The sequence below is a fragment of the Candidatus Nitrospira neuquenensis genome, from assembly GCF_979578155.1.
This window is the reverse complement of record NZ_CEFZDU010000022.1, coordinates 86,183-99,015: the sequence shown is the minus strand read 5'-3', so window position 1 is coordinate 99,015 and position 12,833 is coordinate 86,183. Positions and strand designations below refer to the sequence as shown.

Here is a 12,833-nt window from a genome sequence, read left to right as displayed (position 1 = left end):
GGACGGGCGCGCGTGAAGATCGGGGACATGGAGATCGGCGAGCGGACGCTCATCATCGCGGAGGTCGGCAGCAACCACTGCGGGGATCCGGACCTGGCCCGCCGCACGCTGCTCGCCGCGGCCGAGAGCGGCGCGGACGCGGTCAAGTTCCAGATGTACGACCCGGACACTCTCGTGGACCCGACGATGCCGGTGCTGCGGTACATCGCGCAGACCCACAAGACGCAGCGGGAGCGCTTTCGGAGCCTGGCCCTGCCGCGGGAGACGTTCCTGGAACTGGCGGACCTTGCCCGCAGGGCAGGGGTCCTGTTCCTGGTCACGCCCTTCGACGAGCGGGCGGTGGACTTCCTCGACCCGCTCGTGCCGGCCTTCAAGATCGCTTCCGGCGACCTGACCCACGTGCGGCTTCTGGATCGTGTGGCCGGGACGGGTAAGCCGGTGCTCCTCTCGACCGGCTTTGCGACGGTGGATGAGATTGATTGGGCGGCCACGCGCATCCCCCGCGAGCGGCTTTGCCTGTTGCACTGCGTGGGGGCGTATCCGACGCCGCCGGAGGAGGTGCACCTTGGTGCGATCCGGTTCCTCGCCGACCGGTACGGCGTGCCTGTCGGGTTCTCAGATCACACCGTTGGAATCAACGCGGCGATGGCAGCCGTTTCCGTGGGAGCGCAGGTGATCGAGAAGCACGTGATGCTCTCTCGCGATGTGCCGGCGGCGGACGCCGCCTTGTCCATCGTCCCGGAGGAGCTGACGGAGCTGGTCCGTGTGATCCGGCAGGTTGAGCGCATGGTCGGTCGCTATGGTAAATCGGTGCAGCCGTCGGAGGAGTACTTCAGGGCCCGACTGCGACGGTCCGTCTATGCCGCGCATGACCTTGAGCCCGGCCGGGTGCTGCGAGAGGCGGACCTGCTGCCGCTGCGACCGCTCGTGGCGGGAGGGATTGACGCGAGCCGAATCGATGAGCTTGTGGGGCGGCGTGTGCGCAAGCCGGTCTCGATGCACTGTCCGCTCCTGCCGGGGGCGGTGGAGTGAGCCCGATGGCCCGAAGCACGACACCCCTGACCGTTTGGTTCGCTGATCTTACGTATACCCAGCAGACCATCTCGTCCGAAACGATGCCTGCTGCGGTCGGCGGTATCGCCGCCTTCCTGCTCAAGCACGGGCCGCCGGACGTCCGTGTGCGCCTCTTCAAGTATCCTGACGGCCTGCTTGAGGCGTTGCAGGTCCAGACGCCGAAAGTCCTCGCCCTCAGCAATTACGTGTGGAATCTGCACCTGAGTTACACCGTGGCGGAAGCCGTCAAGAGACGTTCACCCGGCAGCGTGACGGTGTTCGGCGGCCCCAACTTCCCCGTCGAGCCGGGGGAACAGGAGTCCTTCCTCCGAGCCCATCCCGCCATCGACTTCTATATCTTGAAGGAAGGCGAGGCGGCGTTCACGGAGCTCATCAAGAGACTGATCGGGGTTTCCATGGAGCCAGAGAGGCTCGCTACGTCGCTGCCGAGCGTGGCCTATGTGTCGCGCGCCGATGGCCGCTTTTACCGAGGCGAGATCCTCCCGCGCATTCGGGACCTGTCCGAAATCCCGTCCCCTTACCTGGAAGGACTGCTCGATCAGTTCTTCGACGGTATGCTCCAGCCCATCATTCAGACGAACCGGGGCTGTCCGTTCGAATGCACCTTCTGCATCGAGGGCCTGGGCTACTACACAAAAGTCTACAAGAGCAACAGGGAGAAGGTCGGCGCCGAGATCGAGTACATCGCCGGGAAGATGGCGAGCCTCCGCGACAGGGGGGGGCGGAACGATCTCTTCATCGCGGATTCCAATTTCGGGATGTTCAAGGAAGATATCGAGACCTGCCGGGAGCTGGCCGCGGCCAGGAAGCGCTATCAGTGGCCCGACTATATCAGCGTGGCGACGGGCAAGAACAATCGCGAGCGTGTACTGGAAGGCGCGGCCCTCCTGAGCGGGGCGATGCGGCTGGCCGGGTCGGTCCAAAGCCTGACCCCCCAGGTCCTCACCAACATCAAGAGAGGGAACATCTCCGCCGAAGGTCTAATGGACGTAGCGCTCAAGGCGAACGCCCTGGGCACGAACAGCTACACCGAGGTCATCATCGCCCTGCCGGGCGAAACGCTGGAGAGTTATTACCGGACGCTGGAAGCGGTGCTGGATGCAGGGTTTCTCACCGTGCAGATCTACCAGTTGATGTTGCTGCCCGGGACGGAGATGGCGACCCGGGAGTCGCGTGCCAAGTACGGCATGCGGACGCGGTTCCGCGTACTTCCTCGGTGCTACGGGTGCTACGACTTCGATGGTCGCGAGCTGAATGCGGCCGAGATAGAAGAGATCTGCGTCGCGACGGACACCTTCTCCTATGCAGACTACCTGGAAGCGTGCCGCCTGCGGTTCTTCGTGAGCACCTTCTACGACAACGGCGTCTTCGTTGGAGTGACGAAGCTGCTCAAGTTGCTCGGGCTGTCCGTCTTCGAGTGGCTGCGCGACCTGTCGGACCATCCGTACGAAGGAGCGGTCAAGCATCTCCTGGGGGAGTTGATGCGCGAAGTGGAAAGCGAGTTGTGGGAGGATAGGGAGGCGTTGCGCGCCCACCTTCGAAACCGCGCCACGTTGCAGCGGTATCTCAACGGCGAGTTGGGGAGCAATCTACTCTTTAAATACCGGGCCCTGGCCTATTTGCATCATGTGGACGAGTTTTGCAGAGTCGCCGCCCGGGTCGCCGAGGAGCAGATCCGTACGCTCGGCGGTGACGTCGACTTGGCGCTGGCGCTCCTCAACGAGATCGTGGAATACCACCGGTGCGAGCGCACGGCGATGCTCGACATCGGGAGGAGCTTCAGCGCCCGATTCCGGTTCGACGTCGTGGGCTTCCTGTCGTCCCCGAATGGCGTTGGACGGATTGAAGACTTAGTCCTGCCGGAGCCGCGTGAAGTTCGATTCTTCCACTCTGAGGCGCAGCGGGACGCCATCCGCCGCCACGTGAACGTCTTCGGGAGCAGCCTCACAGGCCAGACCAGGATGCTCGCCAAGGTCTTTGTGAAACGGCTCTTCCGGTCGGCTGAGTACGTAGCATAGCCGAGCGATGCGATTCATCCACGCAACACAGACCAGCGCCGCACGCATTCGCAAGACGGTGAGTGTCCCACTACTGAGTCTGTTCGGGGCGCTCGTGGGGCTGCTGTCCGCCGAGTTCGGTCTGCGCATGGCGGTGGCGGTGTTCCCCTCCTGGTCCCATCCCGTTGCCAAGTCCTGGCGGCTCAACGCTGAACGGCCACCCATTCCGACGGCAACCGGACTCGACGATTGGACCTACGGAGCACGATATGTCCCCGGACTTAAGCGGTACCCTGAGGCCTTTGAAGATGGGGTATTTCATGTGTCCACGTCGAACCGGTTTAGCGACGCCGGGTTTCGGGACGACCGGGATTCGGGCGAAGCTCCCCTCCTGGCGCTCGGAGATTCATTTACCGGGTGCTTCGGAGTGGAGAGCGACGACTGCTGGGTTACCCTCTTGGCCCGGGCGTTAGGCGTTGAATTTGCCAACCTCGGCATGTGGGGGGGGAGGACTCGAGCAAGTCCGCCGGCTGGAGAAGTGGGGAAGGGCATACCATCCTCGCCTGATCATCTGGGGGTTTTATGGGAACGACCTGGTAGAGAACTGGCGCTTTGTCCACTACGGTCCTGCCTGGGGCACCGGACGGCGGGGCCTGAAGTTGTGGCTCTATAATTCTTCGATTCTCTGGAGGGTGTTGCTGCGCATGCGTGCGCGTGCCACCAGTCGGCAGTTGGACGAGCGGGTTTGGTATCGGGCCGGTGGCTTGACTGTGCGGTTCGACAATCGGTGTCAGGAAACGGACCTGGGCAGGGCCCAGGTCCGTGAGGGGCTGGAGATTCAGAAAGCCGCCATGGCTCAGGCCAAGACATTCTCGGAGGAACACGACGCCACGCTGGTTGTGGCGCTCTTTCCGACCAAGGAGATCACCTACTTAAAACAGCTACAAGAGACTACAAGCGGTGGGCCGCCTTGGCTTGTCGGGTGCGATATGGTCGCGCCGTATCGCGTCATTTCCGACCTGGCCCATGGTCTGGGCATTCCCATCATCGATCTGATTCCTGCATTTAGGGCCAGCGCGGCGCGGAAGGAGCAGGTGTATTTTCCTCGAGACGACCATTGGAACTCCGCCGGCAACCGGCTGGCTTTCTCCGTCATCTATGATGCGCTGCTTGAGCGGAATGTGGTGAAAGGGCTGTCCGGGTTCAACAGCAGACAGCGAGACGGTCTTCAGCGTGCAAGGCTTAATGAGGTGCTGACCGATGATCGTTAAAGATTGTCCGTTCTGTCACCACAGCCGGGCCGTGCTGTATCGCGCCCGGCAGAAGGAAAAGTACGGCGGCCGGTGCCGCGATGTCCTGGAGTGTCAAGAATGTGGCTTGTTTTATCCAGAGAGCCGCATGGATGAGGACGAGGCCGTCGGCTACGCGAGATGGGTTTCCGCTCAATGGGCGAAGTCCTACGATTATGATACCAGCCCGGGCGTCGTCGGGAAGCGAGAATGTCTGTACCGGCTGATCCGGTCGCGGATTCCGGAGCGAGGCCCCGCATTGGATATCGGAACCTCGACCGGGCAATTCTGTCATGTCCTGAATGTCCTCGGCTTCGACGCTTGTGGCGTCGATCCCGATCCCAACGCTGTCGCGATTGCCCAAGGCAACGGGCTCAAGGTGTACCAGGGGGCGTTCCCTAACGACCTGCCGTTCGAGGTCACGGCGCGGGACTACCGGCTGATTACGATCAACGAGTGCGCCGGGTTTTTCACCGACATGCGCGAAGCCTTCCGCCTCCTCCGCAAGATGTTGACACCCGGCGGGCATCTGTTGATCAAGATGGCGCAAGCCACGAGCGCCTTCTACGACGATCCCGGCAAATCGCTCTTCAGCCGGCATGGCGACAGCATCCAGGCTTTCTTCACCGGCACCTCCCTCCGCCATATTCTCGTGCGTTCGGGATTCGATGTCCTTGCTCTGAAAGCCTATCCGGGCACCAACCTCAAATACCGGCTTGGCTGGGATCTTCCCCGGATGCTCGGCAAGCTCGGGATGGCCATGGAGTACGCGTATAGCGCGTGGCTCCTTGACCTTGGACGGGCGGATCGTGTGGTTGTCCTCGGGCGGAAGCCCCTGCTCAGCCCTGTCTGAACCAAGTGCCGGCGAGAGCGGTGTCCATGTGAGTCCGTCAAGGAAGATCGTCGCGACCATCGAAGCGCGCATGGCGTCCACGCGTCTGCCGGCCAAGGTGATGGCCCTTATCCTGGGGCGGCCTTTGCTGGAGCTGCTGATCGAGCGCGTTGCGGCGGCCTCCAGCGTTGATCAGATTGTGGTGGCGACGACGGTCAATCCGGCGGACGACGAGATTGAGGCGTTGGCCGCCCGTCTCGGCGTCGGGTGTCACCGCGGCAGCGTGGACGATGTCGTGGGACGGGTCCTGGGCGCGGCGGAAGCATTCGGCGCCGACGACATCGTGGCGCTGACGGGTGACAACCCGTTGGTGGATCCGCAGTTGATCGATGACGTCGTCGAGTTCTATCGAGCGGGTGGGTTTGACTACGTCACGACGACGCACATGCATCACAGCCTGAACTGGAAGGCCGAGCGGACCTTCCCAGTCGGGGTATCGGTCCAGGTCTTCTCCCGCCACGCGCTCGCCGACGCCGCTGGGTCGGACGACGATCCCGCGGTTCGCGAGCACACGGCCTTCGCCATCTATGACCACCCTGAACGGTACCGGCTCGGCGCCTTCGAGGCGGCCGGTCCTTATGCCTCCTGGCGCCGGCCGGATCTCCGCATGACGGTGGACACTGCCGAGGACCTCGCCGTGATCAGGGAAATCTTCGAGACGTTGGGAGGGCGTGACATCCGGTTCAGTACGGGGGAGGCGATTCGCCTTCTAGCGGAAACGCCCCGACTGAGGGCGCTGAATGGGCACGTGCGCCAGCGAATCGTTTCCGAGCGACGGGCGTCGCGTGGCTAGGCCGTACCGAGTCGCTGTCCTGGGGTGCGGCAGGATCGGAGGGCGAAACGATTCCTTGCGCAGGTGGACACCCGGGTGTCCTCCGTTGAGCCACGCGGGCGCCTACCGGACCACGGAGGGCGTCCTGTTGGTCGCCGCCGCCGACCGGGATGATGGGCGTCTGGAGGAGTTCGGACGATTCTGGAACGTCCGTGCCCTGTACCGGGATGCGGGGGAATTGCTCGAACGGGAGGCCGTTGACATCGTCAGCATCTGTACGCCCACCCAGACCCACGCTCCGTTGATCGAAGAGGCCGCGCGCCGAGGTGTGCGGGCGATATTTTGTGAAAAGCCGTTGGCCCTTGACCTCTCGGAAGGAATGCGGGCGCTGGCAGTATCGGCCGAGCGAGGGACCGTTGTGCAGGTCCATTACGGGCGGCGATGGGTCGGCGCGCTCGGGAAATTGGCTGACGAGCTCCATCGTGGCGAGTGGGGGATCATCAGGCGGGTGTCGGCCTATTATCCGGGGGGTGTTGTCGGCAATGGGACTCACGCCATTGACCTCATCCGCTGGATGGTCGGGGACCTTGAGTCCGTGCGGGCATTGACTCCAGCCGGAGGGGATGATCCCGATCCGCAGCTCGATGCCTGGTGCCGGACAAAGAGCGATGCCCCGTGCCTGCTCCAGAGTTGCGATCCCGGGGCGTACTCTCTATTGGAGATCGACATCCTGGCAGATCGGGGACGGATCCGTGTAACCGGGAACGGACGGCGCATCGAGCGGGTCCGCGCCGTTGCGGATGCGCATTTCCCCGGCTATCGGTTGTTGGCGCCGGAAGGCGAGGCGCGCGATACCGACTGGGAGACTTCCCTTTCCCGTTCGGTGAGCGACCTCATCGCCTGCATCGAGACCGGGCAACGTCCACGATGCGGAGGGGCGGAGGCGATCGAAGCTCTGCGGGTTGCGGAAGCGATCAGGCTGTCGGCGCGCGAAGGCTGTCGAGAGGTGTTGCTCGGGCCGGTGGCCACGGACCTGCCTGCGGGTGGAAGGAATCGATCGTGAGCCTGACGCGGTTGGCATTGCTCGGTGGGGAACCGGTGCGGCGCAAGCCGTATCCGGCCCACAATACGATCGGCGAGGAGGAGCGGGCTGCGGTCACCTCCGTCCTGGATTCCGGTCTCCTCTCCGGCTTCGTCGCTGGCGGCAGCGAGGAATTCCTCGGCGGCCCGGAGGTACGCAGGCTGGAGGCGGCCTATTGCGCGAAGTTCCGCGCCAAGCATGCCGTGGCGTTCAATTCGGCGACGTCGGCCCTTCACGCCTGCGTGGCCGCCGCCGGCATCGGCCCGGGCGACGAGGTCATCACTTCGCCCTATTCCATGTCGGCGTCGGCGACCTGTGTGCTCATGCAGAACGCCGTGCCCGTCTTCGCCGACGTCGAGGAGCGCACCTTCTGCCTCGATCCCGACAGCGTGGTGAAGCTGATCACCCCCCGTACTCGGGCGATCGTCGCCGTGAATCTACTCGGACAGCCGGCCGAGCTGGGAGCCTTGCGCGAGATCGCACGGCGACACGCTCTCCGTCTCATCGAAGACAACGCCCAAGCCCCCGGCGCGACCTATCGTGGCCGATATACGGGGACCATCGGCGACATGGGTGTGTTCAGCCTGAACCGGCACAAGACCATACAGTGCGGCGAGGGCGGGATCGCCGTGGTTGATGACTCGAACCTGGCCTTGCGGTTGCAACTCCTCCGCAACCATGGCGAGACCGTTGTCGAAAGCCACGGCGACCCGACGTTGTACGGGATGATCGGCTGGAACTACCGGATGACTGAGCTGCAGGCTGCGGTGGCGAGAGCCCAGGTCCAGAAACTTGATTGGCTGAACGCGTGGCGCGTCCGACTGGCCGAGCACCTGACGAAGCGTCTCCGTGGGTGCGAATATCTCGAGCCGCCAGCGGTTCGGGCCGAATGCTCTCACGTCTACTACAGCTATGCCATGCGCATCAGGAGTGATCTCTGGGGCGTGCCGCGCGATAGCGTCGTTAAGGCCCTTGTTGCCGAGGGAATTCCGGTCGGACGCGGCTATGCGAAACCGCTGCACCTGCTCCCCCTCTTTCGGCGCGGTCGTCATGTGGGTGGCCGTGGATGCGGGCCGGCGTGCCCGGCCTACCAGGGGAACGTTGACTACCGGGAAGGCCTGTGTCCCGTGGCCGAGCGGTTGTACCGGGATGAGGTGCTGACCACGAATATCTGCCGGTATCCCGCGGTCGAGGCCGACGTGGACGATCTAGTCGCTGCAGTGGAGAAAGTTTTCGCCAATCGTGATGCGCTGCGGGGTTGGTCCGAAGGCTGAGATGCAACCGAGGCTGCTCGTTTACGGACAGGACATCGGGGGAGCGCGCGTACTTCTTCCCGTCGTCAAGCGTCTGAGGCGGGAACGAACCACCTCCGTGACCGTGCTGGGGACCGAGTCGGCCTGCGACGTCTTTCGTCTGGCGGGTATCCCGTGCCAGACGCTGAAGGCCGCGGGACTGGGACCGCCGGTTCGGGACCGGCAGGTGATACGGTGGGTGGCTGCGCTGTCTCCGGACCTCTACATCAGCGATGCCGGCCATTTGCGCGACCGAACGGCGGTCCACTTGTTGTCCGCGTGCCGGCGGCTGGGAGTCCCGACGGTGGCCCTCCTCGACCATTGGAAGAACCTCGACCGATTCCGTGGACGGAACGGAGACGGGTTCCGGCATGCACCGGACGTGCTGGGGGTCATGGACCAGAACACCTCGCGCATGTTGGAGCGTCTGGGTCTGAAAAGGGATCGCATCCGCGTGGTTGGCCACCCCTACCTGGAAGAAATGCACAGGACTCGGCGACGGCTGCTCGCTCGGCGACGGGTCGCCTCGCTCCGGCGACGGATCGGAGTGCCGGACGATGGGGTGCTCGTGCTCTGCTGTTCGGAGGTGCTGCATGTCCACGGCCCGGACTCTCCGTGTACGCAGTCATGTCATTCTCTGTTCCAAGGCGCAACCCCTGAAGGAACTCTCTTGGACACCGTCAGGCTTGCGGTGGAACGCACCTCGACTCGGACCGGACGTCAGGTCGTCATCGCACTGCGCCCGCATCCCTATGAAGGTCGGATGTACGCTGCGGGGGGCGAGGTCCCGGTCCCGATGCTCCACGACGGCTTGTGTTCGGACGTCGAAGCCGTGGCCGCGGCGGACATCGTGATGGGGCTGACCGCCATGCCGTTGATCCAAGCCTACGTCCTCGGCAAGCCCGTCGTCGGCTTGACCTTGCCCACGATTGTCGAAGGCGAGCGGGATCCTATGCGGCGGTTCCATTGGGACACTGCCAGGACCTTCATCCTCGTGAAGGACGAGAGGGCTTTGACGAGCAAGCTGACGGCTCTGATCAGAGGTCGCCGTCCCGGCTCCATGAACCACCGGGTCAGAGCGGTCCTGCGTGACGCCACGCTCCGCGTGCTCCGCCAGATCCGGCTGCTTCTCGGGCGGCGAGCTGAGTTTTCGGGACACCGCCGGGCGGCCATGGTGGCTGGATGTCGATGAAGGTGGCCGTGGTCGTGACCGCGCACAATTACGGGCGCTTCCTGGACCAGTGCATCCGGAGTGTGCTGGACCAGACGCTCCGCGATTTCAAGGTCATCGTCGTCGACGATGGCAGCACGGACGATACGGCCCAGGTGGTGGCGCGTTATGCCGGGGATTCGAGATTGTCGGTGCATCGTCTACACGGGGTGGGCCTTGCCGCGGCGGCCAACGAGGGGATTATGCGCGCCACGGCCGAATATGTGATGCGACTCGACGCCGACGACTATCTGGACCGCCACGCCTTGGCCGTGCTTGCCGGGTACCTGGACGATCATCCCGCGGCGGCCATGGTCTACCCGGATTATTTCACGGTCCGCGAAGACGGGATACTGCTTGGGTACACCCGGACACTGGATTTTAGCCGCTCCGTGGCCGGAACGGGGCGCTCTCCTCTGCCGGGTGGCTCGATGTGGAGAAGGGCCTGCTTGGAGGCACTGGGCGGATTTGACGAGACGCTGCGGTACCAAGAAGACTACGATCTGTGGCTCCGACTGGTCGGTCGATATGAGGTGGGAACCGTGCACCTCCCGTTGCTGTATTACCGCCAGCATGCTCGCTCCATGTCGCGGAACCTCGTGAGCCGATCCGCAGCACGGCGACACGTCAAGCGTGTTCATGCCGGACGGGTCGCGAACCGCAGCGCCTGGTCGGGCCTGATCGCCGTTCCGACCGACTGGCCGGGAGAATCTGCTAGGGCGCAGGCTTGGCTGACCGAACCGTTCGGCGACGCGACACTCCTGGACTTCAGCCTTGGCCAGATTCGCGCACAGGCCTCAGGCCGCGACCGAATCATTGTAATAGGTGCCGAAGAGGCGCTGTCACGGGCTTGCGCGGAGCGGGAGATTGCGTGTGCCCCGTGGCCGGAGCCCGACACCGGCGTGCCGGGCTGGCCGCCGGTTCTCGCCTTCATGCGGGCCCTGGTACTCGCGAACGGTGCGAAGCACGACTACGTCGCGCTCCTCTCCCCGTACTGTCCGTTCCGGGACCATGGGCGGCTGGAGGAAGCCGTTAATACGCTCGCCCTCCATCAGTGTGATGTCGTGCTCTCGGTGGACGCGGAAGCGGCAAGGGTTTGGACAGAGGGCGAAGGGGGACTTCGTCCGGGCATGGGGTACGGCACGGGCGCCGGAAGCGGGCGCGTTGTGCGTGAGGCTGGCGAGATGATGGTTGCCCGCACGGATGTGCTCGTGGAAGGGCGGCCGCTCGACCGTTGCCGCGTGGGATACGTGGAGTTGCTGGGGCCTGAACTGCTCACCGTGAAGGATGAGCTTTCCGCCGGTATGATCGCCGACTTGCTGGGGGGCGGGCTGCGGAAGCGCCTGATGCCAGGGCCATTTCTCCGTACTCCCGGGTGATGTGAATCGAATGGAACTTCGTTCGGGATCACGGGATCGGGAGGCTTATGGGTACCTGGCGCTTGCGCTGTACCCGCATCGGTGGGCTGTGGCCGGCGTATTGGCCCTCATCCTCGCGACCTCGGCGCTGGAGGGAGTGTCCTATGGTCTCATCGTACCGGTGGTGCAGATGCTCACCGGCGCGTCGCAAGGAGAACCGCCCGCTCCGATTACCGGGCCGTTCAAAGGGGTCTGGAGCTTCGTATCGTCTTACCCAACCGATCTGGCCTTGGCGTTCCTCGGTGCGGGCATGGTCGGACTGTTTGTGCTCAAGAATGTTCTCCAGTACTTGCGCGGCGCCGTTTCGGCTCGACTCTGGCTCAGTATCAGCGCCGCGACGAGACGGCAAGTGCTCGCACGGACGCTGGATCGTCCTTACGGGTATTTCCTGGATAAGAAACAGGGCCGGCTGGTGGAGTTGCTTTACCATGAGCCGAACCATTTCTCCTATGCGGTTCAGGCGGCGATCGAGCAATTGTCGAACATGCTTACGATGGTCGTGCTCCTGGGGCTCCTTCTGGCCGTCTCGTGGAAAGTGATGCTCCTGCTGGCGGCGTTCGGTGTCGTCTATGCCGGGGTCATGGCCTCCTTCTCCAAGCTGACGCATGCAGACGGTCCCGTGCGCCAGGAGGCGGAGGGCGAGGCGCTGGCCATACTCGCCGAATCCATCGCGGGAATCCGCCAGCTTAAGATATTCTCCGCCACTGAACGTATCCATGACCTGTACGGGGCCGCCATCCAACGGTTGCAGCGTGTGCTGGCCAGGCACTGGGTGATCAGTCTGCTGCCGGCGCGCATCAATGAAGTGTTCTGGGTAGGGGTACTGGGCCTTCTCCTTTGCCTCCCGGCCCTGGGGTTCGTTGAGGACCCGCGGACGATCATGCCCGTCCTGGCGCTGTCGGCCGCGATCGGGTTCCGCGTCGGCCCCTATTTTTCTCAGATGGGACAGGGGTGGCTGACGCTCAAGTTCTTCCTCCCCGCCGCCCGCGTCGTCGGCGAGCTTGCGGCGTCCGATGAGCCGAGCCAGGCGAGCCAGGCGGGCCGGGTCCCGTTCAACGGACTGCGGGAAGGAATTCGCTTCGAGCGGGTAAGCTTCGCGTATGGCCGTAGGACGCCCGCGCTCCAGGACATCACGGTCGAGATTCGAGAAGGTGAGATGACGGCCATCGTTGGTCCATCCGGTGCTGGAAAGTCCACGCTGGTGGACTTGCTGATCAGGTTCTACGAACCGGGCGAGGGACGGATCGTGGTCGACGGACTGGACCTCCGGGATTACGACCGAGACTCCTGGCTTGGGGCCATTGGGTTTGTGAGCCAGGACACATTCATCTTCCACGGGACGGTGGCGGAGAACATCGCCCTGTCGCGGGCAGGGGCCGCTCGCGAGGAGATTATGGAGGCGGCCCAAAAGGCGAACGCCCATGGGTTCATCGAGCGACTCCCGCAAGGCTATGAGACGGTGGTAGGCGACCGGGGGCTCAAGCTCTCCGGTGGCGAACGGCAGCGGCTGGCCATTGCCCGTGCCTTGCTGCGCGATCCCAGAATCTTGATCTTCGATGAGGCGACCAGTGCGCTTGATACGCAGTCGGAATCGGAGGTCCAGGCTGCCATGGAGCGCGCGGCTTGTGGGAGGACGGTGATTGTAATTGCCCATCGTTTGTCAACGGTTGTGCGGGCGGACCACATCGTGGTGCTCGATGGCGGGCGCGTCGTCGAGGAAGGGCGACACGCCGACCTGGTCGTCCGGAAGGGATTGTACGCCGCGCTGTATGCTCCCCATCCATCGTGATGTGCCGAGCCTGGAGGGA

10 protein-coding genes are annotated in these 12,833 nt (G+C 64.0%); all 10 read left to right on the top strand.

Annotation, left to right across the window (positions count from 1 at the left end; genetic code table 11):
- Positions 1–12: 12 nt before the first annotated feature.
- The gene (locus tag AC1U7O_RS09305) at positions 13–1,032 is read left to right on the top strand and encodes an N-acetylneuraminate synthase family protein (protein WP_479894454.1); all 1,020 of its coding nucleotides are present in this window, start codon (positions 13–15) and stop codon (positions 1,030–1,032) included.
- Between the two features lie 83 nt (positions 1,033–1,115).
- The gene (locus AC1U7O_RS09300) at positions 1,116–3,092 is read left to right on the top strand and encodes a B12-binding domain-containing radical SAM protein (protein ID WP_479894453.1); all 1,977 of its coding nucleotides are present in this window, start codon (positions 1,116–1,118) and stop codon (positions 3,090–3,092) included.
- 683 nt (positions 3,093–3,775) lie between these two features.
- Entirely contained in the window at positions 3,776–4,342 is a 567-nt protein-coding gene (locus tag AC1U7O_RS09295; RefSeq protein WP_479894662.1) for an alginate O-acetyltransferase AlgX-related protein, read from the top strand.
- Complete coding sequence (locus AC1U7O_RS09290) at positions 4,332–5,213, top strand: methyltransferase domain-containing protein (protein WP_479894452.1); 882 nt, start codon at positions 4,332–4,334, stop codon at positions 5,211–5,213. Before AC1U7O_RS09295 ends, AC1U7O_RS09290 begins: the two co-directional genes overlap by 11 nt.
- Positions 5,170–6,045: a cytidylyltransferase domain-containing protein gene (locus tag AC1U7O_RS09285; RefSeq protein ID WP_479894661.1), complete on the top strand. Its 876-nt coding sequence runs from the start codon at positions 5,170–5,172 to the stop codon at positions 6,043–6,045. The genes AC1U7O_RS09290 and AC1U7O_RS09285 overlap by 44 nt, the downstream gene beginning before the upstream one ends.
- Positions 5,993–7,087 carry a Gfo/Idh/MocA family protein gene (locus tag AC1U7O_RS09280; RefSeq protein ID WP_479894451.1) on the top strand — a complete coding sequence of 365 codons (1,095 nt, stop codon included), beginning with the start codon at positions 5,993–5,995 and terminating at the stop codon, positions 7,085–7,087. The genes AC1U7O_RS09285 and AC1U7O_RS09280 overlap by 53 nt, the downstream gene beginning before the upstream one ends.
- Positions 7,084–8,379 carry a DegT/DnrJ/EryC1/StrS family aminotransferase gene (locus AC1U7O_RS09275; protein ID WP_479894450.1) on the top strand — a complete coding sequence of 432 codons (1,296 nt, stop codon included), beginning with the start codon at positions 7,084–7,086 and terminating at the stop codon, positions 8,377–8,379. The genes AC1U7O_RS09280 and AC1U7O_RS09275 overlap by 4 nt, the downstream gene beginning before the upstream one ends.
- A gap of 97 nt (positions 8,380–8,476) precedes the next feature.
- Positions 8,477–9,589: a hypothetical protein gene (locus AC1U7O_RS09270; RefSeq protein ID WP_479894449.1), complete on the top strand. Its 1,113-nt coding sequence runs from the start codon at positions 8,477–8,479 to the stop codon at positions 9,587–9,589.
- A complete protein-coding gene (locus tag AC1U7O_RS09265) occupies positions 9,586–10,986 on the top strand; it encodes a glycosyltransferase family 2 protein (protein ID WP_479894447.1) in 1,401 nt (466 codons plus the stop codon). The genes AC1U7O_RS09270 and AC1U7O_RS09265 overlap by 4 nt, the downstream gene beginning before the upstream one ends.
- 10 nt (positions 10,987–10,996) lie before the next feature.
- Positions 10,997–12,814, top strand: coding sequence for an ABC transporter ATP-binding protein (locus AC1U7O_RS09260; RefSeq protein ID WP_479894445.1), 1,818 nt, complete (start codon positions 10,997–10,999; stop codon positions 12,812–12,814).
- Positions 12,815–12,833 lie beyond the last annotated feature (19 nt).

Bases quoted from the DNA above. Each gene is read 5' to 3' on its own strand.
- AC1U7O_RS09300 (WP_479894453.1), top strand. From the start codon at position 1,116: ATGCCTGCTGCGGTCGGCGGTATCGCCGCCTTCCTGCTCAAGCACGGG.
- AC1U7O_RS09295 (WP_479894662.1), top strand. From the start codon at position 3,776: ATGCGTGCGCGTGCCACCAGTCGGCAGTTGGACGAGCGGGTTTGGTAT.
- AC1U7O_RS09290 (WP_479894452.1), top strand. From the start codon at position 4,332: ATGATCGTTAAAGATTGTCCGTTCTGTCACCACAGCCGGGCCGTGCTG.
- AC1U7O_RS09280 (WP_479894451.1), top strand. From the start codon at position 5,993: ATGGGCACGTGCGCCAGCGAATCGTTTCCGAGCGACGGGCGTCGCGTG.
- AC1U7O_RS09265 (WP_479894447.1), top strand. From the start codon at position 9,586: ATGAAGGTGGCCGTGGTCGTGACCGCGCACAATTACGGGCGCTTCCTG.
- AC1U7O_RS09260 (WP_479894445.1), top strand. From the start codon at position 10,997: ATGGAACTTCGTTCGGGATCACGGGATCGGGAGGCTTATGGGTACCTG.